Origin of the sequence: Roseivirga sp. 4D4 (genome assembly GCF_001747095.1) — a bacterium.
GTDB lineage: Bacteria > Bacteroidota > Bacteroidia > Cytophagales > Cyclobacteriaceae > Roseivirga.
In genome coordinates this window covers 4,138,380-4,160,033 of sequence record NZ_MDGP01000001.1, presented here as the reverse complement: position 1 = coordinate 4,160,033, position 21,654 = coordinate 4,138,380, and the positions used below count along the sequence as shown (strand labels likewise).

The window sequence follows — 21,654 nt, the reverse complement described above, 5'->3', positions numbered from 1 at the left end:
AAGGAACACTATCAGATAGCATTCTGTTCAGAAAAAATTAGACGAAAATTAAGCGGTGAGTGATAATTCTGTTTTAGGTACTAGCTAGAGTTTACCCGCCTTTTCGGCAGGACTGACGGCTACAGAATTAATAAAGAAGACCTTTCTACTGGATGATCCGCGGCCAGAAGATTTTATTGTTTGTACCCCAAAAACCAAATATCTATTATCAAACCATCGGGTGATACCACGAAAATCATCTCGCTCAAGCCTAATCTCTTCACCTTCTTCCATTAGCGCCAGAGGCTCGGCACTGCCTTCTTTGTTCTCTTTGTCATTGAGATGTTTGACCACCAGTTCTTCATCATGATAGAACGCATAGAAAGCCTCATCCCCACTCCACTGAAAAGCACCAAAATCTTCAAGGGTAGCTTCAGGATGCTCGTCAATATCAAAGCTGGCATCCCATTTAACGTTTCCCTTTTGATCTATAACCAATGCGAAAGCATGGGTAAATGTAAAATCAGAACGTACACCAAAGTTCCTGTCAAAAGGTGCATTATTGGAATAAGGATTGAAGGTTGGGTCATTAAAGAAGGCTGGATTACCAAATCTATTCAAACTCCTCCAATTGTTTGAGGTGGTGACCGTCCATGGTTTATAAAACTCTCCCGCGACAATCAGTGCATCGTCTGTCTCAATCATTTCCCTAAACAGCGCATCGGTCTTATATCTCCAATCTCTCCGATTCTTTTTGGCTGCCAAGGCACGCTCCTTCATTTTGGGTGCTCGCCTTTTGCCTGTATGGTCTAAAAAAGTTTCAAACTCACCAAAGTTCATATAGTTCATCGTTTGCCTTCCGGTACGATCTACATGATTAATGAAAAAGCCGCTTGGATACGTTCCAGCTTTGACGCTATAAAGCCCTACCACGACCTGTTCCTTATCAATAATGGAAGATGAAATAGCCGATACTAGCTGATGTTCAGTGTCCGTTTGTAGTTCATAGCCTCTCACCACATTTCCTTCATAATCATAGGTGTTGACAAGGACCGTTCTGTCTTTCTTGTCATCGAGTTGGGAGGCTAATACATTAAAGGTCACGCTATCACTGTTGATCCTTACCTCTAATAAATCTGAATTGTTCTGGTAGACATTAGGGAGGGTTCTGACCTCATCTGCTTCCATATCATAGACAAATACAGCGGGGCGGCCTTCTATGTAACCCCCAACCACAGCTGAGCCTTTAATCGCCTCGAACTCCGAAATCTCCAAATCCACAATTTGCTTAGGTTCGAAGACTTTGATGCCCTTTCCCTTAGCATCTAAGGCCACGATTTTGACAAAGCGATTATCAGATCTCATCTGAAAAAGGAGATAGTTCACCCCACCGTGGTAGTGATAGCCTCTCATAAATTCCCCCTTCTTTACCTCGAAAAAACCGTCCCACTCAGATTCCAATTCAGTATTTAAGAAACTGAAATCCACGCGACCATTTCGGCTTGACCCAGGATTCATAGGCCTCACCAGCATCACTCCATTATCTTCGTTTGAAATGACTAAGTAATCCAAATTGTCCCAAGTATTCTCTAACTCATATCGATTCAGATGTTCTATTTGGCCAAAGGCCGGGACAAACATTGTAATTAGTAAACAAACGATGGAGGCTTTTCTTATCACGATTCAGAAAGGGCTAATACAGTATCAAATTCTTCTCTCTTTACAGGTTGAACCGACAATCGAGAGTTCTTTACCAGAACCATGTTCTCCAGACTAGGTGTCGACTTAATCTGATCCAGAGTTACGGGTTTTTTAAGCTTCTCTTTAGGAACAAAGTCTACTACCACCCAGCGATCATCATCAGTCGTTGGGTCGGGATAGTGCTCACTCACACACTCAGCAATGCCCACCACACTTTTTTCATTCACACTATGATAGAAAAGTGCTAGGTCACCCGGTTTCATGGCTTTTATATTATTTCTGGCTTGGTAATTCCGTACACCATCCCAGTGATCTTTACCCAGTTTCACCAAATCATCCCACGAATAAGTATTTGGTTCAGATTTAATTAGCCAGTAGTTCATAAAGACTTATTTTTAACTTTGATTTCCTGAATTTAAGAAAAGCAACAGGGTAAAAAAAGCCATCAAATTCACATCTCATTACAAATCATCAAGACTTGGACAGCGCAACAATACTTAAACAACTGAAACTGCAGGCTGCACTTATGGAGCTGCATGATGAAAACAGCTTTAAAATTCGTGGCTATCAGAATGCGGTATTCAATTTGGACAAAAGCGATGTTGATCTCATGGCTTTAGACCTGAAAGAACTGGAGCAATTAGACGGTGTTGGCAAAGGTATAGCAGCCACCATCTTCGAAATAGCAACCAATGGCATCTCTGAAGCCATGCAGCAATACCTTGAAAGCACACCTGAGGGGATCGTTGAGCTTCTAGATATCAAGGGCATTGGTCCAAAAAAGATCAAGGTACTCTGGAAAGAACTAGGTATAGAGAGTGGCCATGAACTCAAGGAAGCTGCTAACTCCGGTTTGGTGGCCAAACTCAAAGGTTTTGGTGAAAAAACTCAGCTCACTATTATTGAAGCCTTGGAATTCAAAGAGGCAAATGCCAATAAGCTGCATTATGCCGAAGCAGAAGTACTATCTACAGAAATTCTTGAAGTGCTATCTGCAATTACGCTAGTCAAAGAAGCAAGTACCACGGGTGGTTTGCGCAGAAAGCTCGAGGTCATCGACAAAATTGAAATTCTAGTTGCTGGAGATGATTTTGACCAACTCGAAGAGGGTATCTCCGGGCTAGAAGTGTTTACTCAAGACGTTGCCAATAGTGGCCCTAAAACATGGAGGGGTACTTTTAGAGAGCACTTGATTCCTTGTGAGTTTACTTTCACCTTGCCTGACACTTACATAAAAGACCTTTTTCTCAGAACTGGAAGTACCCAACATTTGTCAGTTCCTGTTTTAGAGAAAAATACCTTAAGAATGCTCGCCAATGAACGGTCGTTTGCTTCGGAGCAAGAACTGTATTTGGCCGCTGGCATGGACTATATAGAACCAGAACTTCGGGAAGGTACTTTCGAAATTCAGGCAGCCAAGAATCGTAGTCTGCCAAAGCTGGTGGAAATGGATGACCTTAAAGGCATACTACATAACCATTCGACCTATAGTGATGGCAAACATACTTTAGAGCAAATGGCTACTTACTGCAAGGAGCTGGGCTATGAGTATCTTGGTATCTGTGACCATAGTAAGTCCGCTTTCTATGCGAATGGTCTGGAGGAAAACCGAGTAAAAGATCAGCATGACGAGATAGATCGCTTGAACGAAAAGCTGGCTCCTTTCAAAATCTTTAAAGGCATAGAATCAGATATTCTTTATGATGGTCAGCTTGACTATGACAATGACGTTTTGGCAAGTTTTGATTTTATCGTGGCCTCTGTACACTCTGTTTTGAAAATGAATAAACAGAAGGCCACTCAACGACTACTAACCGCTATCGAAAATCCCTTTACGACAATTCTGGGTCATCCTACGGGAAGACTGTTGCTAAGGCGCGAAGGATATCCCATTGATCATAAAGCTGTAATTGATCATTGCGCCAAGCACAATGTTGTGATTGAAATTAACGCCAACCCCTGGAGGTTAGATTTAGATTGGCGTTGGGTAAACTATGCGATTGAAAAAGGAGTTATGCTCTCCATTAATCCTGATGCTCACCAAATGAATGGCTACCATCATATGAGATTTGGCCTTCTGGCTGGTCGCAAAGGAGGACTCACGAAAGAGATGACCTACAATGCGCTTTCAATGGAGGAAATTTCAACACAATTCAAAAAGAAAAGGGATCAAGCCAAAGCGAATGCCTAAAAAAGTACTGATCATCCGTTTTTCTTCTATCGGAGATATTGTTTTGACCACGCCTGTTATTCGCGTGATTAAAACACAGCTTGAGGATGTCGAGGTACACTACTGTACCAAGAAACAGTACCATAGTATTTTGGAGGCCAATCCATACATTGACAAGTTTCATTTTTTTGATAATGATCTGAATGCGCTGGCCAAAGCCCTAAAAGAGGAACAATTTGATTTTGTAGTCGACCTTCATAATAATTTACGAACGCGTCTACTCAAGAATAGACTGAAAAAGCCATCTGCCGCCTTTCCAAAGTTGAATTGGGAGAAGTGGTTAGTCGTCAACCTGAAGGTAAATAAGCTACCCAACGTGCACATAGTGGATCGGTATTTGGAAGCTGCAAAGCCACTAGGTGTTAAAAAAGATGCCTTGGGCCTCGACTATTTCATCCCGGAGAAGGATCAAATTGAGGATAATTGGCTTCCCAAAACGCATCAAAAAGATTTTGTCGCATTTGCCATTGGAGGGCAACATGAGACCAAGAAACTTCCTTTGGAAAGAATGATTGAGTTATGCGATAAAATCAACAAACCTATTGTCATTTTAGGAGGAAAAGAAGACGCTGAAAATGGCGCTAAAATTGAAGCATTTTTTGAGCGCGGTGAAGAATCAGAAGCCCAGAAAGAATCATTAGATGCCCTAGGCAAGAAAGCCGAAATCTACAATGGTTGTGGCAAGTTCAGTATCAATCAGTCAGCTTCCATTCTCAAGAAGGCTTCTTACGTCTTTACTCATGATACAGGCATGATGCATATCGCAGCAGCCATGAAAAAGAATGTGTTTTCCATTTGGGGTAATACGATTCCTGAGTTTGGTATGTACCCTTATCAAACTAAGTTCACACTGCTGGAGAACAAAAAACTGAGTTGCCGACCATGTTCAAAAATTGGATATGATAAGTGTCCAAAAGGTCACTTCAAGTGTATGAAGGATATTATCTTTGACTTTTGGCTACCATGAGCAACAAGCGATTACAAGCCTTATCCATAGTACTCCTGTTATTATCCCTATTCACAGAACTAAGTGACAGTCAGGGTTGGATAAGTTTCAATAACCCAGAATTGGCCTTTGGACTCTCCTTGGGCTTTGTGCTCTTCTCCTTGTCCTTTAATGTGAAGGTTATCAGAGCAATGGGTATTCCTGAAAAAGAAAAGAAACAAAGTCAGCGACTGACTTTTATCACGGCTGTTTATGCCTTTCTGGTTTTTGGGATTGAGTTGTTTTGAGGCAAAGATTTAAGCCGATCATCTAACCATTATTCCTCTAGTTCAGAAAAAACTTCTCCTAATCGGTCGATGCGTTAATAAAGTATGCGCTTTACTTGTTTTGCGGTCCTATTTATGTTTTTGTCTTTTCAGGCATTAGCTCAGAAGCAAAATGACCTTATCAATACTTGGTTGCCTATAAACGTTGAGGACTATACAATGGAGTCCCTATCATGGGAATCTAAACTAATGCTCTCCTTATTGACATTTAAGAATGATACATCTGGACAAATAGGATATGGAGGAACAAATTTTAATAGACGCTTCTCGTATAGACCGAGTGATGATGGTTTAGAAATTGAGTTAGGGAACAAAGAGTCATTCAAAGTATTGATTCTAGAAAAATCAGTTGGTCACCTACGCATTCTTTATGACTCTTTCAATATTGTGACTTATACACCTCTCCATGCTCCCATAGAGATTATTGATTTGGAAAAACTCAGGACAGCGTTAATCGGAAAAACTTGGGAGTTTAGAATTAAACATCAAGGAAGAAGGGATGAAATACCGGTAGACTTTAGGAAAGGTATACAAGACTCCTCACTAATACGGTCTCAATTTATCAAATATTCAAATGACGCATATTTACCAAGTTTTCTAGAACTTGATGATTACCCTCACCTATGGAATATTAGCCAAAGCAACTCCAATACCATATTAAGATTTGAGGCTGTTGGAATAAGTGATGTATCAGTCATTTCATCTTCTCTTCTTTTCATAGAAACCTACAACAGAAACACTTTAAAGGGTTACCTATGGAAAGAGGGAAGAAAGATCCGGTTTACCGCCAGTCTTAGGAAAAACTCCGAAAGGATCAAAGCACGTAATCTGTCTAATCTTACCGCAGTAAAGTGGAAATTGGAGAATGCAAAACCTGAAAAAATTAGACGAATTAGGAAAAGAGACCTAATTGACTTAGGGACGATTGGTGGAGATTTCATAGAGTATACCCCTCCAAACTATTTGCACGACAGTTCCCGTGTAGTATTGCAAAGCGATATCACCGAAAAGAGGTTGGTCTTTGACTTTAAGCAAGACAGTAGTTACACTATACTCCGGGACAGCCAACTCATTAGTTCAGGAAACTGGCAAGGGCTTTTTAATCTCAGCTCCATCAAATTTGAGAGTAAAACAGGTGAAGATGAAGATGGTATTCTACGCGGCCATATTGAAGTTCTTTCACTATCGAAAAAAAAGCTAGTCATCAAAAGACGCTTTTTCCAAAGATTAAATAACCAGTTTGAATACCCAAAGGGCCTAATTGAAACTTACAGGCCTGAAAAATCTCATTAGTTTTTCTTACTCTTTAAATATCTCTTCTTTTCTCTTTTGGACATTTCTTGAGTGATCAATTCGTCTGGGTATGATGCGGTATAACCAACATTCCGCTTTAAACGGACCCTTTCTTTATTGACAGTTCTAAATAATGGGATGAGATACCGCGTGCTTGACCATTCCCGAGAGTCAATGTCTTTATCGACTACTACCTTCATATAACTTACAGAAAAGTTAAAGTAGAGGGTCCCATCCCTCGACTTAATTCCGGCTTTAGCCATTATATCACCTGCCTTGACAACCTGATCTTCATTAACAGTCAAAGTTCCGTTGACTGCACCATAATAATTCCCCACAGTACCATCTCTATGCCGTACTTGAATAAAACTCTTTTGTGGATCACCTTGAACTACTCTAATGGTTCTAACCTGTCCATCTCTAGTAGACCGAATATCATTTGTATAGAAGCCAACACCATAATAATCCCTATAACCTCCCTCTTCGTCAGGTTTGCTGGTCGGTTCTGTTATTCCTCTTACAAGAACTGTCTCATCTTCAGCTCCAGGAATGGCGTATTCTACGTCACTAATCTCTGGATTACCGACACCATTGTAGAAATAGTATCGATAATCGAAACGTGGCTGACTGGTTCCTACAGGAGTCACCTTAAAAAGCCTGATCTTTCCAGTGGATATTGTCTTTTGAAAGGGCAAAGGGGCATCAGGCCTCCATTGATTCAGACCCGTATTAAATACCACCACTATATGGGTGTCTTTTGCAATAGAATTGAACGCATAAAAGACGTATTCACCATCCTTGGTAGGTTCATGATTGACAACTACATCACCTCTTACCTGACCGAAAACCGGACGCCATAAACCACAGAGTATTATGATTATCGAGAAGAGAATTTTAGGTTTTGACCTTCTAGGCATAAATGTGAGTTTATTAATAATCAATAAACTTAATCTTTTTCAAGCAAAAGGATTAATTGAGTCAGATTTGACTCCTAATCATTCTCGACTACGGACAAATCTCTTCTTTTCAGCCTTAGTCATTTCCTGGGTGTAGATATCATCAGGATATGTCGCGATATACATCTCGCCCTCCTTTAACTGAGACTTCTTCTTTTTGGCTGTTCTGAAAAGCGGCTTGATGTACTTGTAAGTAATCCAGCTTTCCTGATCCTTTTCGGGGTCGACATTCACCTGCATATAGGAGACAGAAAAGTCGAAATAAGTCTTTCCGTTTTCCACCAAACCTGCTACTCCCAATCTGGCACCAGCTTCAATGTATTGCCCCTTGCTGGTCTTCATAGTACCCCGCATAATGCCTTTATAAGTGCCAACAGTACCATCCTTGTGTGTAATCTTTATAAAACTCTCGTTTGGATCTCCGGCAGATGGTTTAATTGACGTCACATAACCGCTTCGTAGTGAACGGATATAGGTCACGAAAAAGCCAACACCATAATAAGCATCCAACTGGGTTTCATCAGACTCCTCTTCATTGAGGTTAGTGACACCCTTGAACTTTACCTCTTGCCCTTCCTCTCCAGGCACGGTATACTCCACTCTATTGACCTCAGGGTTTCCAAAGCCTTCAAAGAAATGGGTTTTGTACTTGAAATTATAGGTGGAATCTGCCTTGCCTTTAAGTTTGAACAGTCTGACTTTACCGGCCTTGATAGTCTTTTGAAATGGCAATGGTTGATCACACTTCCAGCGGCTCATATCCTCCTCAAAGGTCAACACCATATGGATATCATTAGCAATACTATTCACTGCATAAAAGACAAACTCACCGTCTTTTTCAGACTCGCGAATCACCTTTATGTCTTCAAGATTTTGTGCTAACAGGCCGCAGAAGGAGCAACAAAGAATGCCCAGAATCAGACATGCCTTTTTAGAATTGATTAATCTAACGTTGCCAATCATTCAGAAATACTATGTGTATTTGAAATTAACCTTATATGATCTCAAATACAATTTTCTGGATGTAAAATTATTGAGCTAGCTGTTCTAAACTACGTTGCCATTGATCAAAACTAAATCCTACCATTAATTCGGTCATCTGCGACTTAACTTTTTCTAGCGACAGATTACCAATACTTCCTTCGTGGCTATGATTCACTGTTCGTTCAGGGCTGAAGTCTCCTGCTTCAATAGCTAAGCCAACCTGTTTGTATGCATCTCTAAAAGGTACTCCACTCAATACAAGTTTGTTGGTTTCTTCTACGCTGAAAAGATATTGGTATTTCTCCTTCTCAATTAGGTCTTGATTGATCTCTACTTTTTGCAACATGAAATCACACATAAAAAGGCAATCCTTCAAATCTTGAATGGCAGGAAAAAGCACCTCCTTAATCAGCTGCATTTCACGGTGATAACCTACAGGTAGGTTGGCCGTGATCATCGCGATATCATTTGGTAATGCTTGAATGCGATTACATTTACCACGCATCAGCTCAAAAACATCTGGATTCTTTTTGTGAGGCATAATGCTTGAACCCGTGGTGAGTTCATCGGGAAATGACACGAAGCCAAAGTCCTGCCCCATATAAAGGCAAACATCCATAGCAAACTTGCCAAGGGTGGCTGCAATACCGGACATGCCCATCGCCATCGATTTTTCGGCCTTGCCTCTACCCATCATCGCATAGACCACATTATAATTCAGGTCCTCAAAACCAAGCAGATCAGTAGTCATTTTCCGGTTCAAAGGGAATGATGATCCAAACCCAGCGCCCGAACCCAATGGATTCTTGTTGACAATTTTATAGGCCGCATGCATCATATGCAGATCATCCACCAGACTTTCGGCATAGGCACCAAACCATAGTCCAAAGGACGAAGGCATTGCCACTTGCATATGCGTATAGCCTGGCATTAGCACGTTTTTGTATTGATCACTTAGGGAAGTGAGTCGGTCAAAAAGCACCGCAACTCCATCCGTAATTTCCTTGATCTCTTGGCGCATGAAGAGTTTCAAGTCTACCAAAACCTGATCATTTCGCGATCGGCCCGAATGAATCTTCTTACCGACATCACCCAAGCGTTCGGTCAACAATAACTCTACTTGTGAATGGATATCTTCCACACCAGACTGTATTTCAAAATCTCCGGATTCTATGGTTTTAAAGATGGCTTTCAGCTCGCGATGAATCGCGGTTTTCTCATCAGTAGTGAGCAAGTCAATACTCGCCAACATCTCCGTATGTGCCAGTGAACCCAACACATCGTAAGGTGCCAGTTGAATATCGAATTCTAAGTCACGGCCTACTGTATAGCGTTCTACTATGTCCGATACTTTTGTTTCTTTTTCCCAGAGTTTCATTTTGTTTCTTTTCGTCATTGCGAGTATTGTGTCGATGCAAATCGGCTAAAATCGAAGCAATCTCCATGTTCATTTTGGGGATTACTACGTCATTCGTTTCACTCTTTCCTCGTAAGGACGTTGTTTAATAGTTTTATATACAATCCTATCCCCTCCTCAATTTCACTGATGTGGATATACTCATCTGCTGTATGTGATCTGGCCGAATCTCCAGGTCCCATTTTCAAAGTCGGAAAAGGCATTAATGCTTGATCAGAAAGCGTAGGCGATCCATAGGTTTTTCTACCCAGAGCTATGCCGGCTTTCACGATCGGATGGTTGATATCAATACCGGATGGATTCAATCTGGTGGATCGTGGCGTCACTAGCGCTTCAACATTTTCTTTAATGATATCCAATGTTTCCTGATTGGAATAAGCATCAGTAGTTCTGACATCGACTACAAATCGACATTCATCAGGCACTACGTTATGTTGACTTCCGGCATCAATCATCGTTACACTCATTTTTACAGGGCCGAGTGTTTCGGATTGATTAGGAAATTCATAGGTATTAAACCACTCAATATCCTGCATGGCTCTATAAATGGCATTTACGCCTTCATTTCTTGCCGCATGACCTGACTGTCCCTTCGCAACACAATCCAAAACCATCAACCCCTTTTCCGCAATGGCCATGTCCAGCAAAGTAGGCTCTCCTACAATACCGAAATCAATTGTTGGTAAATGAGGAAGTAGTGCTTCAACGCCTCCCTTACCGGAAACCTCTTCTTCCGCTGTCGCAGCCAGTATGAGGTTATAGTTGAGATCTTTCTGATCATAAAAATGAAGGAATGTCGCTATCAATGAGACCAAACAGCCTCCAGCATCATTACTCCCCAATCCATAGAGCTTTCCGTCTTCTTCAATCGCCTGAAATGGATCCTTAGAGTAACCAGCATTTGGCTTAACGGTATCATGATGCGAGTTAAGCAGTACCGTGGGTTTAGTCTCCACAAAGTGCAGATTCTTGGCCCAAACATTATTTCCTAATCGTTCGGTCTGTACACCAATGTTCTTAAAAAATGACTGAATTAAATCGGCAGTGTCAGCCTCTTCCTTACTCAAGGATGGGGTCTCAATCAGCTGTTTTAGTAATGATATGGCTTGATCTGTCAAATTCATAGCAGAAAGTTAGTAGTTAACGTCATTGCGAGGATCAACTCCTGCGACAGCAAGGAATTGAGACGTGGCAATCTGACTGTTTGAAGTCCCCATGACAGAAGATAAAGGCCCCCATCTCGTTTCTTCCCCCTTGGGGGAAGATGGCACAGTGTGCCAGAAATGGCACTTTTGAAATCTAATATTTCTACTTACATCCTTCATGTCCCGATCAGTGTTCCGGCTTCTGCTTGATTCAAATCGGAGAATTGAAGAATCCTCACATTTTTCACCCCGGCATTAAGCGCGGCAAAGGCATTGTCCAGTTTAGGGATCATTCCATCACTGATCACACCGTTTGCCTTTAGGGAGTCATATGCTATCATATCAATGGCCTCAATGACCGTTTGATTTTCGAAGTCACTCAAAACGCCTTTCTGTTCAAAACAGTAAATCAGCCTAACTTCATAGTCTGACGAAAGTGCTCCAGAAATTACACTCGCTAAGGTATCCGCATTGGTGTTCAACAGGCTTCCTTTTCCATCATGCGTCAAGGCACAAATCACTGGTGTCAATCCGCTTTCCAAAAACTGAGATACCCTGTTCTTATTGACCCCATCACTAGTAATGTCACCTGCGAAGCCGTAATCGATAGTCTTCACTGGTCGTTTTGTAGCTTTTAGGACGTTTGCATCCGCCCCTGATAACCCAATGGCATCTTCGCCCAAAGCCTGTAGGTAACTTACAATCTTTTTGTTAACCAAACCGCCATAGACCATGGTTACCAGCTCGAGTGTTTCAGCATCCGTTATTCTTCTACCCTCATTCATTTTAGGTTCAATTCCTAACCGGGTTCCAAAGTCAGATGCGATTTTACCACCTCCGTGAACAAGGATTTTTGACCCTTTAAGCTCGGCAAAGTCTTGAAGAAATTGGTCAAGCAGCGCTTGGTCATCAATGACCTTACCTCCAATTTTTATGACACTTAGTTTTTTCATTCTTTATTCCGTCATTGCGAGGAATGAGCGAAGCGAATTAACGAAGCAATCTCCAATCAATAAGGAGATTACTTCGTTAGGCTTTCAACCTTCCTCGTAATGATGTTCTATTTATAGTTTCATTTTAGCAATTCATTAAAAACCGCCTGAGCAGCATACACTCTATTTTCTGCCTGGTCTAAATGGATAGCGTTCGGTCCATCCAATGCCTCATCCTGAATGACTAAGCCCCGTCTTACTGGAAGACAGTGCATTACCTTAGCATCATTGGTCACTTCCAAGTGTTGATTACCAATAGACCACGTCTCATCTTGAGACAGTACCTGCCCATAATGATCATAGGACGACCAGTTCTTGACATACACAAAGTCAGCACCTTCCAAGGCGGCTTTTTGATCGTGAACAACCGGCACATCTTTTCTAAACTCCGATGCTAAATCATAACCAATAGGATTCGTGATAGTCAAGTCCATATCTGCCGCGATCATCCATTCGGTAAAAGAGTTCGCTACTGCCTGTGGTAAAGCTTTGATATGAGGTGCCCAAGTCAATACAACTTTTGGCTTTCGTGTTTCAGGCCAGTTTTCCTTGATGGTCATCAAATCAGCCAAACTCTGCAACGGGTGACGTGTAGCACTTTCAAGGCTGACTATTGGAATACCGGAGTGATCCAAAAAAGCATTTAGGAGTTTCTCCGTATAATCGGCATCTCGATCTTTCAATTCTGGAAAGGTCCGAATGCCCAACACATCAAAGTATCTTCCCATCACACCGGCAGCTTCTCGGATATGCTCGGCTTTATCACCATTCATTGCAATACCGTCCTCAAACTCAAGGGCCCAGCCATCTTTCCCGATGTCAAGGACAATGGCCTCAGCGCCCAAGTTCTGTGCAGCAATTTGTGAGCTCAAGCGCGTTCTTAGGCTGGGGTTCAAAAAGATCAGGCCAACCTTTTTACCAGAAGCTATTTTCGGTTGAAATGCGTTCTTTTTGAAAGCAATGGCCTTATTCAATAGTGCGTCTAAATCGTTGACGTCTGATATCGATGTAAAGTGTTTCATAATTATCATTACCCCTCAGTCCTTCGGACAGCTCCCCTTAAATAGGGGAGCAACCAAACCAGTCTCCTCCTTTTAGGAGGAGTGCCCAACGGGCGAGGTGGTCAGTATTTCTTTAATTCTATCTCAAGTGCTTCAAAAAACTGGTCTAATTCTTCCTGGGTCACCGCCAATGAAGGCAATAACCTCAAGGTATTCTTATTTGCCGCTGACCCTGTGAATATCTTGTGATCGAAGAGTAGGCTCTTTCTTAACTGAGCGATTGGAAAATCAAACTCAGCACCAATCATTAAACCTTTACCTCTGACTTCTCTCACTTGCGGAACATCACTTAGGCGTGCCAAGGCATATTCGCCCAAGTCCTTTGCGTTTTGAATCAACTTCTCTTCTGAAATCACTTCTAGAACCGTCAAAGCAGCTGCGCAAGCCAAATGATTCCCGCCAAAGGTCGTACCCAACATTCCATGCCAAGGCTCAAAATTGGGTGCAATGAACACGCTTGCCACGGGAAACCCATTACCCATGCCCTTAGCCAAGGTGATAATGTCCGGTCTTATATCCATATGTTGGTGGGCAAAGAATTTCCCTGTTCTCCCTGCTCCGGACTGTACTTCGTCAAGGATAAAGACAGCCTCATGTTCTTCGCACAACTCCTGCGCCTTCTTCAGAAAATCCTCAGATGGAGTATAAAGTCCTGCCACTCCCTGAATGCCCTCTATTATAAAGCCCGCTACGTCATCATCAAAGGCTAGTTCCAAGCCGTCTAAATCATTCAGCGGCACAAATTCGACCTGATGATCGGCATTGAAAGGGGCAATAATCCTGGGATTATGCGTAGCCGCCACCGCACCAGAGGTTCTGCCATGAAAGGCATTTTCTACTGCAATAATTTTCTTTCGTCCTGTGTGAAAGGAGGCGAGCTTCAAGGCGTTTTCGTTGGCCTCTGCACCTGTACTGCATAGAAAAAGTGAATAGTCATAGTAACCAGAAATCTGTCCCATTTTGAGCGCTAGCTCCGTTTGCAATGAGTTCTCAACAGCATTTGAATAGAACCCAATCTGCCCTAGTTGATGACTTAGTCTCTCCATATACTTCGGGTGGCTATGGCCAATTGAAATGACTGCATGCCCACCATATAGATCGAGATATTCTGTGCCATTTTTGTCCCACAACTTAGAGCCCAGCGCCTTGACTGGCTCTATTGGATAAAGGGGGTATACATCGAATAATTCCATGTCTAATTCTTTTCTACTTTCACTTCACTTCTACTCATTATTCATATCCTAAGCCATAGATTCCGGATCAAGTCCGGAATGACGCTGTGGGTGTTAAAATGCACTCCCTTTTAGTTTAAGCCCTTCCGTCTCATTCAGTCCAAACATCAAATTCATGTTTTGAACAGCCTGACCAGAGGCTCCTTTTAATAAGTTGTCAATCACTGATTGAATCATCAAATACCCGTTATGTAAACTCAAATGCACATAACACTTGTTGGTATTGACCACTTGCTTTACATCCAGTGGCTGATCACTCACCCAGGTAAATGGATGGTCTTCGTAATATTCTTTATAAACCTGAATTGCTTCTTCTAAGGGCCACTCGATGTACTGATAAGCAGTCACCAAAATCCCTCGGGTAAAGTTTCCCCGATAGGGGATAAAATTGATCGGTTGATCATACCAAGATTGATATTGCATCAAACTCTTAGTCACCTCAGCCATATGTTGATGGTTGAAGGCTTTGTAAGTCGATACATTTCCATCGCGCCAGCTAAAGTGCGTTGTCTCCGAAGGTTTTACCCCTGCTCCAGTTGACCCAGTAATACCCGAGATATGAACTTCTTTGAGTGCGCCATTATGCGCTAGGGGTAATAAAGCCAGTTGAATGGCTGTGGCAAAACAGCCAGGATTGGCTACAAAGTCCGATGTCTTAATGGCCTCCTTATTGAGTTCAGGCAAACCATAGACCTTATCATCATCCAAACGAAAGTCTTGGCTTAAGTCGATCACTTTGACTGATGCTGGTACCTCGTGCTGCTCGAAAAACGCTGAGGAAGCACCATGTCCCATGCATAGAAAGAGTACATCTATATCGAAACTGACTTCCTTCACAAACTTCAATTGGGTTTCTCCCAACAAATCAGGATGCAACTTGCTGATCGGTTCGTTGGCCTGACTTCGGCTTTGAATGAAGTTAATTTCTACTTTCGGATGATTTAGTAGCAAACGAATCAATTCACCACCTGTATAGCCAGCGCCACCTATAATTCCTGCTCGTATCATAATTCGCTATTCACTTGGTGATAGATCGCATTTTGATTGCCGAAAATTTTCGAGAAACCTTTGACATCTTCGCCTGTCCAAGCATTATTCATCTCTCCATAGTGACCAAATTTCGCGGACATGAGGTCATGATCGGATTCAATGCCATTGACTTGAAAACGATAAGGCAAAAGGGTGATAAAGACTTTACCCGTTACTTTTTGCTGAGTGTTCGACATCATCGCTTCCATGTCACGCATGACAGGATCCATAAACTGACCCTCGTGCAACCAATTACCATAGAATGCCGCCACTTGATCTTTCCAATAGATTTGCCATTTGGTAAGCACATGCTTCTCTAAAGCCTGATGAGCCTTAATGGTGAGCATGGCAGATGCAGCCTCAAAACCGACTCGCCCTTTGATACCGATGATGGTATCGCCTACATGAATATCTCGACCTATACCAAAAGGCCCAGCCAAAGACTCCAGGTATTGGATGGCTTCATGAGGTGTCTCGAATGACTTATCATTGACAGATTTTAACTCTCCCTTTTCAAAGCCCAGCTCTAACGATTCCGATTGATCTTTTGACACTTGGGTAGGAAAGGCTTCCTCAGGCAAAAATCCATTTGAAGTCAATGTCTCCTTACCTCCCACTGAGGTACCCCAAAGGCCTTTGTTCACTGAGTAAGCGGCTTTGGCAAAGTCCATTTCAACACCTTTGGATTTTAGATATTCAATTTCCTCCTCACGAGATAACTTCATATCACGAATCGGGGTAATGATTTCGGCCTGTGGCAAAAAGGTCTGAAAGATCATGTCAAAACGAACCTGATCGTTACCTGCTCCGGTACTACCATGAGCAATGTATGCCGCGTCTAGGGTCTTAGCATATTTGGCAATCGCTAATGCCTGACTTACTCTTTCCGCACTTACCGATAAGGGATAGGTACTATTCTTCAGAATATTTCCGAAGATGAGGTACTTGACTACTTTATCATAGTAGTTAGCTGTCTCCTCAATTGTGGTATGGCTTTTAACACCAAGTTCGTAGGCACGAGCCTCTACTCCTACCAGTTCCTCTTGGGTAAAACCACCCGTATTTACCAATACCGAATGCACCTCAAGGCCCTTTTCTTCGGTGAGGTATTTCACGCAATACGAGGTATCAAGTCCTCCGCTATAAGCCAAGACTACTTTCTTATTTTCCATTTCGTTTGTTCTTTTTTTCTTCTCGTTTGAGCAGCACTGTTTTCTTAAATTTTAACCAGCGTTCGAAGAGTTTAAGGTCTTTATCGAGTTCTCGACCCTTCCACTGCGTTCGTTTTGGTTTTTGATTGTTTTCCCAAGCCGGATTGTAAAGCATAGCCGTACAAATGCAGTTTTGGCGCTTCTTTGCTGTGAGAATGTCAAAGTTTACGCAGCTTTGACAACCAGTCCAAAACTCTTCATCTTGTGTTAGCTCCGAATAGACCACAGGTTTGTAACCCAATTCTGAATTAATTTTTAGGACAGCAGCTCCGGTAGTCAAACCGAAAATTTTGGCTTGCGGAAATTTCTTCCCTGAAAGGTTGAAAGTGGCTTCTTTGATGCGCTTTGCTAAGCCTGCTCCACGAAACTTCTGGGAAACGATCAGCCCCGAATTTGCTACAAACTGTCCGTGGCTCCATACTTCGATATAACAGAAGCCGGCCCACTCTCCTTTCTTCGTGGTGGCAATGATCGCTTTGCCCTCTTTGATTTTCGACTGGATGTACTCAGGCGTTCGCTTGGCGATTCCTGTACCTCGAATCTGAGCTGACGCTGAAATCTCATCTACGATTTCCTGTGCGTAACTGGCATCTGCTCCTTGGGCTTCTTTTATGATAAACTGTGTTTTCATCTTTATTCTGGTCGTCATTCCGGGCTTGACCCGGAATCTCCTAAATGTTTGTGAGCATAGATTCTGAAACAAGCCTGCCTGTCGGTAGACAAGTTCAGAATGACGTATTAAGAGAGTTTTATCTCAAAAATTAATAATACAATACGGATTGGGAATTGATGACCACCACGTAGGCAATCGGTATGATATCGAGGCTTAGCGCCTCCTAGTCCTTGCCCTAAAAGCACTCGCTTCCACCGCTACTAGAGGTAGCTTAATGGTTTGGAAATATGTAGAAGCGTTTGACTGCATTGTTCTATTGAGACGACAAAGGAAATAAAAAGTTTAGATATCCCAAATAAGTCAAGGACTAAAAGCATCCAATTCTGATTTGATTTTCCATTAATATAAAAATATATAGCGATTAAATTATCTAATATTTATATTATTGATTCTTTAGATTTTTATTCGACTGAACAATAAACACTATGAAAAAACTTATACCCTTCATTCTTTTTACACTCCTAGTAATGCCGTCCATGGGTCAATACTGGACGGGCAGCAGCAGTACTACAAATTATATTTACCGAACCGGATCGCTTGCCATTGGCACGAATTATTCTGGTGCGAGATTCACAGTGGGTGGATCGGTTAACAAATCTCATTTCTATCATGGTACCTACGAAGATGTTTATCTAAGACCAGGCACCAATAGCGGTCGAGTAATAATGGACATTGGAAATGTAGGTATTGGCACATCTTCACCAAACTACAAGCTTGACGTAAATGGTCGAATTCATTCAAATGACAGAATTTACGGTGATAGATTGTCGGCCATAGGAGGAGTAATCGATTTGGATGCGGCTTCCGGAAGTAATTTTTGGCAATTGTATGGTGGAGCCGCTTCTTTGTATGTAAGCGGTCAACTTGGTCTATCTCAGAGAGCCGGTAATGTAGGTATTGGCACCACAAACCCGACAGAGAAACTAGACATACATGATGGTGCTTTAGAACTAATGCAAACGAGTGGTGTAGCGGATAATGGTAAAGGGGTCATAAAGTTTGGAGAAAACAGCGTTCGCCTGTTTGCAATTCAATACAACGGTTCGCAAAGCAATCCCAACAATAAGCTGATGATCAAAGGGTCTACTTCGTCTGACGACAGCTACAACCTCAACCTAATGACGTTTGATCAAAATGGTCATGTTGGTGTTGGAATGTCTAGTCCTCAGACGAAACTCAATATATATGGAAAATCTCAAGATTGGGACCCTTCTGTTCAAGGACATTCTCTGGGCACCATCCATCTAAACCCAGGAAGTTCAAATGACAATTATGGGAATGCAATCACCTTTGGTGCATCTGATTCTGGCAGTGGACAAGTAGCTCATGCTGGTATCTACGTCCGAAGTGATGGTGCGTACGGTACTAAAATGTACTTTTCAACTACCAATGCCTATATCACTGGCTCAAAAACTGGTTTGATGATAGACCATACCGGGAGTATCGGTATAGGAACCTCAGACCCAACTGAGAAGCTCTCAGTAGATGGCACAGTATTAGCCAAAAAAATTCGAGTCTCGACCACTGGAGTTGATTGGCCAGACTATGTCTTCTCTCCTGAATACAAACTAAAAACTTTAGGTGAGCTTGAGGACTACATCCAAGCCAATCAACACCTCCCAGAAGTCCCATCAGCCCAAGAGATTGAAGAAAAGGGTCAGGATTTGGGGGATATTCAGGCTACACTGTTGAAGAAGGTGGAGGAGTTGACGCTTTACATCTTGGAGTTAGAAGCTGGGAGAAAGGAGTTAGAAGTTAGAAGCAGGGAGTCAGAGGTCAGAAGTAATAAACTTGATGCCCTCAATTCACAGCTCCAAACGGAAAACGCTGAGCTTAGGGCCATGTTCCTGGAGCTTAAAAAAGAAATCGAACTGATCAAGGCACAAAAACAATAAACACTATGAAAAAACTATTCTTTATCCTCACTGGAATTTTCTGCATTTCCATTTTTACTCAAGCCCAAACCACTCACAATACAGGGCTAACCACATTAACGAATCCGGCAGCTGGTGGGCGAACACTGGAAATTAGAAAAGACAATGACGATGGCTTTATAACATTTCATGACCCTGGTGAATATTGGTACTCCATGGGTTTGCAAAGATCTACTGGATACTTCAAGATCAATCATGGCGGAGACATCAATACAACCAAGCACTTTTTAATGAATACGCTTGGGGATATAGGATTTGGAACGTTTCCTGGTGCCCGTCTTGACATTTTGGGTAAGACTTTTACCCTACCCCTAACAGAAAAAGTGGCAGCGCTAAGACTCAAAAATGAGTACAAGGAACCTGGAAGATATTTTAAGAACTCAGCGGTTGATTTCATGCTTAGCAGATGGGAAGCTGGCGGTAATCATATGCCAGAGACACAACTAGACTTTAGACTCTCGGGTAATGCAAGTCAGACCTATGACAATGATTTACCTAACGTAGATGTAATGACTTTAAGGTCTGATGGTAATGTAGGGATTGGCACCACTTCACCAAAGTCTGCCTTGCATGTCGCAGGCAACACTCCGCTTGATTGGCAGGGAAGTTCAAAGGGCTCAGGGCTATTAACGCTTGCAAACCCAAGCGGCAACGGTTCTCTTTTTATTAATACGCCTACCCATAATTCATTTTACTCTGCGGGGCTAGGTATTGATGGGAGCTACGATAATCGTCATTCTGAAATAAATATCAAGGCTTTTGGAGTCAAGTATAATTCATGGTATTCATCATTGGTTTTTCATACTTCAAATGGTGAAAACCTGAATGAGGTCATGAGGCTGGATCGGTTAGGGAATGTTGGCATAGGCACAAACTCTCCATCAGAAAAACTGGAGGTGAATGGCACCGTCAAAACCAAAAAGGTTAAAGTAGAAGCGAACGGCTGGCCTGACTATGTCTTCTCTCCTAACTACAAACTAAAAAACCTGAGTGAGCTTGAAGCTTATATCCAAGCTAACCAGCACCTTCCAGAGGTTCCTTCCGCCAAAGAGATTGAAGAAAAGGGTCAGGATTTGGGGGATATTCAGGCTACACTGTTGAAGAAGGTGGAGGAGTTGACGCTATATCTGATTCAGGAGAATAAGGAAAAAAAGGAATTGAAAAAAGAAAACCAAGAGCTCAAAGAACTCTTCCTGGAACTCAAAAAAGAAGTTGAATCGCTTAAAACACAAAAACAATAAGCATTATGAAAAAGATATTCTTCTTGCTAATATTACTATCAGTCGCTACCGTGACTCAGGCCCAATGGACCACTGTAGGTAACGAGTTGTACTATAATTCCGGTAATGTCGGAATAGGCACCACTAACCCTGCATACCTGCTTCACTTAGAGAGTAATGCAACAACAAGTATGTTGTTGCATACAAGCTCTTCAAGTTTCAGTTCTAGATTGTATTTCAAGGGACAGCGCGAAACCACTGGTATTTCTACCCATTATATTGGTACAGAGGGCATTGGTAACTATAACCTTCAGGTTAATGTTGATGAGAATTTTCTAATCAAAACCAATTCTGTAGAAAGACTTAGGGTTACTGGGAATGGTAAAGTGGGAATAGGGACGGCCGCTCCAAAATACCCGCTCTCTGTTGCTGGCGTGATGAATGTCGAAGGCAATGGCGATTATTACGGTGCATGGTTTGGAGGAGAAGCGAGAACTGCGAACCCTTCTTTAAACCTTGGAGGTTGGCACAATCAAAAAGGGTCTATCTTTTGGAATAATAGCGACAGAAGTCTGGTCTTCGAAACTCAGAATAATTCTGATGTTTATCCAAACTCAATGGTTATTAGACATGGTAGTGTTGGCATTGGCACAGACTCTCCTAGTTCGAAACTACATGTAAGAAGTGGGTTATCTGGGGGAACTGTACATGGTTTTTCAAAACTCACAGTAGAAAACTCGGGAGAGGCAATGATCTCAATTTTAACTCCCAATAATGTTCGTGCATATATGGGCTTTGCCGATTCTGATGATAATTATGTGGGGGGAATGCAATACAACCATTCTACTAATCAAATGCTATTTAGGGTTAACAATCATGGCAATGAGGCATTATTGATTGACTCCAATGACTACGTTGGAATAGGTACCGCCTCTCCCACCGAAAAACTCTCAGTAGACGGCACCGTGCTAGCAAAGAAGGTGAGAGTCTCCACCACTGGAGCAGATTGGCCAGATTATGTTTTCTCTCCTGACTATAGGCTCAGAAGCCTTGGTGAACTAGCAGCTTTCATCCAAGTCAATCAGCACCTACCAGAGGTTCCTTCCGCCAAAGAGATAGAAGTAAAAGGACAGGACTTGGGCGATATTCAGGCCACACTTTTGAAGAAGGTGGAGGAGTTGACACTATACATCTTGGAGTTAGAAGCTGGGAGAAAGAAGTTAGAAGTTAGGAACCAAAAATTGGAAGCTGAAAACTCTGAGCTTAGAACCATGTTTCTTGAGCTTAAAAAAGAAGTTGAATCCATCAAAACACAAAAACAATAA

19 protein-coding genes are annotated in these 21,654 nt (G+C 42.1%); 7 read left to right on the top strand and 12 right to left on the bottom strand.

Features of this window, described 5'->3' with window-relative positions; all coding sequences use genetic code 11:
• Positions 1-84: 84 nt before the first annotated feature.
• Both BFP97_RS18255 and BFP97_RS18250 read right to left on the bottom strand, forming a co-directional pair.
• The gene (locus BFP97_RS18255; RefSeq protein ID WP_069843799.1) at positions 85-1,620 is read right to left on the bottom strand and encodes a hypothetical protein; all 1,536 of its coding nucleotides are present in this window, start codon (positions 1,618-1,620) and stop codon (positions 85-87) included.
• Between the two features lie 35 nt (positions 1,621-1,655).
• On the bottom strand, positions 1,656-2,063 hold the full coding sequence (locus BFP97_RS18250) for an EVE domain-containing protein (RefSeq protein WP_069843798.1): 408 nt from the start codon (positions 2,061-2,063) through the stop codon (positions 1,656-1,658).
• A 95-nt stretch (positions 2,064-2,158) separates the two neighbouring features.
• Here BFP97_RS18250 and polX point away from each other — a divergent pair, with 95 nt between their 5' ends.
• The 4 genes from polX to BFP97_RS18230 all read left to right on the top strand — a co-directional run bounded on the left by polX (position 2,159) and on the right by BFP97_RS18230 (position 6,475).
• Positions 2,159-3,871, top strand: a complete 1,713-nt coding sequence (gene polX / locus BFP97_RS18245) for a DNA polymerase/3'-5' exonuclease PolX (protein ID WP_069843797.1) — start codon at positions 2,159-2,161, stop codon at positions 3,869-3,871.
• A complete protein-coding gene (locus tag BFP97_RS18240; RefSeq protein ID WP_069843796.1) occupies positions 3,864-4,877 on the top strand; it encodes a glycosyltransferase family 9 protein in 1,014 nt (337 codons plus the stop codon). Before polX ends, BFP97_RS18240 begins: the two co-directional genes overlap by 8 nt.
• Entirely contained in the window at positions 4,874-5,143 is a 270-nt protein-coding gene (locus BFP97_RS18235; protein ID WP_069843795.1) for a hypothetical protein, read from the top strand. Before BFP97_RS18240 ends, BFP97_RS18235 begins: the two co-directional genes overlap by 4 nt.
• A gap of 84 nt (positions 5,144-5,227) precedes the next feature.
• Entirely contained in the window at positions 5,228-6,475 is a 1,248-nt protein-coding gene (locus BFP97_RS18230; RefSeq protein ID WP_139135366.1) for a hypothetical protein, read from the top strand.
• On the opposite strand, the gene BFP97_RS18225 is transcribed toward BFP97_RS18230, so the two are convergent.
• The 10 genes from BFP97_RS18225 to BFP97_RS18175 form a co-directional block, all read right to left on the bottom strand.
• Positions 6,472-7,392 (bottom strand): hypothetical protein, encoded by a 921-nt coding sequence (locus BFP97_RS18225; protein ID WP_069843793.1) that lies wholly within the window; start codon positions 7,390-7,392, stop codon positions 6,472-6,474. The two genes, BFP97_RS18230 and BFP97_RS18225, sit on opposite strands and share 4 nt — an antisense overlap.
• A 78-nt stretch (positions 7,393-7,470) precedes the next feature.
• The gene (locus tag BFP97_RS18220; RefSeq protein WP_069843792.1) at positions 7,471-8,394 is read right to left on the bottom strand and encodes a hypothetical protein; all 924 of its coding nucleotides are present in this window, start codon (positions 8,392-8,394) and stop codon (positions 7,471-7,473) included.
• 67 nt (positions 8,395-8,461) lie between these two features.
• The gene (argH, locus tag BFP97_RS18215; RefSeq protein ID WP_069844386.1) at positions 8,462-9,793 is read right to left on the bottom strand and encodes an argininosuccinate lyase; all 1,332 of its coding nucleotides are present in this window, start codon (positions 9,791-9,793) and stop codon (positions 8,462-8,464) included.
• 98 nt (positions 9,794-9,891) lie between these two features.
• Positions 9,892-10,956 carry a M20 family metallo-hydrolase gene (locus BFP97_RS18210; protein ID WP_069843791.1) on the bottom strand — a complete coding sequence of 355 codons (1,065 nt, stop codon included), beginning with the start codon at positions 10,954-10,956 and terminating at the stop codon, positions 9,892-9,894.
• Positions 10,957-11,153: 197 nt separating this feature from the next.
• Positions 11,154-11,930, bottom strand: coding sequence for an acetylglutamate kinase (gene argB, locus BFP97_RS18200; RefSeq protein ID WP_069843789.1), 777 nt, complete (start codon positions 11,928-11,930; stop codon positions 11,154-11,156).
• Between the two features lie 119 nt (positions 11,931-12,049).
• The gene (locus BFP97_RS18195; protein ID WP_069844385.1) at positions 12,050-12,991 is read right to left on the bottom strand and encodes an N-acetylornithine carbamoyltransferase; all 942 of its coding nucleotides are present in this window, start codon (positions 12,989-12,991) and stop codon (positions 12,050-12,052) included.
• Between the two features lie 101 nt (positions 12,992-13,092).
• Positions 13,093-14,223, bottom strand: a complete 1,131-nt coding sequence (locus tag BFP97_RS18190) for an aspartate aminotransferase family protein (RefSeq protein WP_069843788.1) — start codon at positions 14,221-14,223, stop codon at positions 13,093-13,095.
• Between the two features lie 93 nt (positions 14,224-14,316).
• Positions 14,317-15,270 (bottom strand): N-acetyl-gamma-glutamyl-phosphate reductase, encoded by a 954-nt coding sequence (gene argC / locus BFP97_RS18185; RefSeq protein WP_069843787.1) that lies wholly within the window; start codon positions 15,268-15,270, stop codon positions 14,317-14,319.
• The gene (locus tag BFP97_RS18180; RefSeq protein ID WP_069843786.1) at positions 15,267-16,463 is read right to left on the bottom strand and encodes an argininosuccinate synthase; all 1,197 of its coding nucleotides are present in this window, start codon (positions 16,461-16,463) and stop codon (positions 15,267-15,269) included. The genes argC and BFP97_RS18180 overlap by 4 nt, the downstream gene beginning before the upstream one ends.
• Positions 16,453-17,151: a GNAT family N-acetyltransferase gene (locus BFP97_RS18175; protein WP_410527949.1), complete on the bottom strand. Its 699-nt coding sequence runs from the start codon at positions 17,149-17,151 to the stop codon at positions 16,453-16,455. The genes BFP97_RS18180 and BFP97_RS18175 overlap by 11 nt, the downstream gene beginning before the upstream one ends.
• Positions 17,152-17,600: 449 nt before the next feature.
• Between BFP97_RS18175 and BFP97_RS18170 the strand changes: the two genes are divergently transcribed.
• From BFP97_RS18170 to BFP97_RS18160, 3 genes are read left to right on the top strand one after another with little or no spacing between them, the layout of a single operon-like run.
• The gene (locus tag BFP97_RS18170) at positions 17,601-19,070 is read left to right on the top strand and encodes a hypothetical protein (RefSeq protein ID WP_139135365.1); all 1,470 of its coding nucleotides are present in this window, start codon (positions 17,601-17,603) and stop codon (positions 19,068-19,070) included.
• Positions 19,071-19,075: 5 nt separating this feature from the next.
• Complete coding sequence (locus BFP97_RS18165) at positions 19,076-20,350, top strand: hypothetical protein (RefSeq protein ID WP_069843784.1); 1,275 nt, start codon at positions 19,076-19,078, stop codon at positions 20,348-20,350.
• A gap of 5 nt (positions 20,351-20,355) precedes the next feature.
• Positions 20,356-21,654: a hypothetical protein gene (locus BFP97_RS18160; RefSeq protein ID WP_069843783.1), complete on the top strand. Its 1,299-nt coding sequence runs from the start codon at positions 20,356-20,358 to the stop codon at positions 21,652-21,654.

What these genes read in the sequence shown, in the direction of transcription:
- BFP97_RS18255 (WP_069843799.1), bottom strand. Translation starts at nt 1,620, where the DNA reads ATGTTTGTCCCGGCCTTTGGCCAAATAGAACATCTGAATCGATATGAG.
- BFP97_RS18250 (WP_069843798.1), bottom strand. Translation starts at nt 2,063, where the DNA reads ATGAACTACTGGCTAATTAAATCTGAACCAAATACTTATTCGTGGGAT.
- BFP97_RS18240 (WP_069843796.1), top strand. Translation starts at nt 3,864, where the DNA reads ATGCCTAAAAAAGTACTGATCATCCGTTTTTCTTCTATCGGAGATATT.
- BFP97_RS18235 (WP_069843795.1), top strand. Translation starts at nt 4,874, where the DNA reads ATGAGCAACAAGCGATTACAAGCCTTATCCATAGTACTCCTGTTATTA.
- BFP97_RS18230 (WP_139135366.1), top strand. Translation starts at nt 5,228, where the DNA reads ATGCGCTTTACTTGTTTTGCGGTCCTATTTATGTTTTTGTCTTTTCAG.
- BFP97_RS18225 (WP_069843793.1), bottom strand. Translation starts at nt 7,392, where the DNA reads ATGCCTAGAAGGTCAAAACCTAAAATTCTCTTCTCGATAATCATAATA.
- BFP97_RS18220 (WP_069843792.1), bottom strand. Translation starts at nt 8,394, where the DNA reads ATGATTGGCAACGTTAGATTAATCAATTCTAAAAAGGCATGTCTGATT.
- argH (WP_069844386.1), bottom strand. Translation starts at nt 9,793, where the DNA reads ATGAAACTCTGGGAAAAAGAAACAAAAGTATCGGACATAGTAGAACGC.
- BFP97_RS18210 (WP_069843791.1), bottom strand. Translation starts at nt 10,956, where the DNA reads ATGAATTTGACAGATCAAGCCATATCATTACTAAAACAGCTGATTGAG.
- argB (WP_069843789.1), bottom strand. Translation starts at nt 11,930, where the DNA reads ATGAAAAAACTAAGTGTCATAAAAATTGGAGGTAAGGTCATTGATGAC.
- BFP97_RS18195 (WP_069844385.1), bottom strand. Translation starts at nt 12,991, where the DNA reads ATGAAACACTTTACATCGATATCAGACGTCAACGATTTAGACGCACTA.
- BFP97_RS18190 (WP_069843788.1), bottom strand. Translation starts at nt 14,223, where the DNA reads ATGGAATTATTCGATGTATACCCCCTTTATCCAATAGAGCCAGTCAAG.
- argC (WP_069843787.1), bottom strand. Translation starts at nt 15,270, where the DNA reads ATGATACGAGCAGGAATTATAGGTGGCGCTGGCTATACAGGTGGTGAA.
- BFP97_RS18180 (WP_069843786.1), bottom strand. Translation starts at nt 16,463, where the DNA reads ATGGAAAATAAGAAAGTAGTCTTGGCTTATAGCGGAGGACTTGATACC.
- BFP97_RS18175 (WP_410527949.1), bottom strand. Translation starts at nt 17,151, where the DNA reads ATGACGACCAGAATAAAGATGAAAACACAGTTTATCATAAAAGAAGCC.
- BFP97_RS18170 (WP_139135365.1), top strand. Translation starts at nt 17,601, where the DNA reads ATGAAAAAACTTATACCCTTCATTCTTTTTACACTCCTAGTAATGCCG.
- BFP97_RS18165 (WP_069843784.1), top strand. Translation starts at nt 19,076, where the DNA reads ATGAAAAAACTATTCTTTATCCTCACTGGAATTTTCTGCATTTCCATT.
- BFP97_RS18160 (WP_069843783.1), top strand. Translation starts at nt 20,356, where the DNA reads ATGAAAAAGATATTCTTCTTGCTAATATTACTATCAGTCGCTACCGTG.